This is a genomic window from Pseudomonas sp. Kh14 (genome assembly GCF_900291005.1).
GTDB classification, from domain to species: Bacteria; Pseudomonadota; Gammaproteobacteria; order Pseudomonadales; family Pseudomonadaceae; genus Aquipseudomonas; species Aquipseudomonas alloputida.
Genome location: NZ_OLKJ01000366.1, coordinates 1 through 220, shown reverse-complemented (window position 1 = coordinate 220; position 220 = coordinate 1). Strand labels below are relative to the sequence as shown.

1 protein-coding gene is annotated in these 220 nt (G+C 57.3%); it reads left to right on the top strand.

Features of this window, described 5'->3' with window-relative positions; translation table 11 throughout:
• Positions 1-7: 7 nt before the first annotated feature.
• Positions 8-220: immunoglobulin-like domain-containing protein (locus tag FQ668_RS29240; RefSeq protein WP_369333855.1), on the top strand; the 213-nt coding region annotated here is incomplete at its 3' end.

Sequence of the window (220 nt, the reverse complement as noted above, 5' to 3'; positions counted from 1 at the left end):
AGGCTAGATCACTTACACCATCACGCTGACCAACAAAGACGGCCTGCCGATCAACAACCACAGTGCATTGACCTTCACCCTGAGCGACGGCAAAACCGTCATCACTGTGCCGGCTAATGGCACCGTGGGTACTGCCACTGTCACTGCCCCGGACAACGTCTACGTCGGTAGCAACGACCCGGTTGTGATGTCGATCGCAACCGTTGAAGGCGCGGATGTC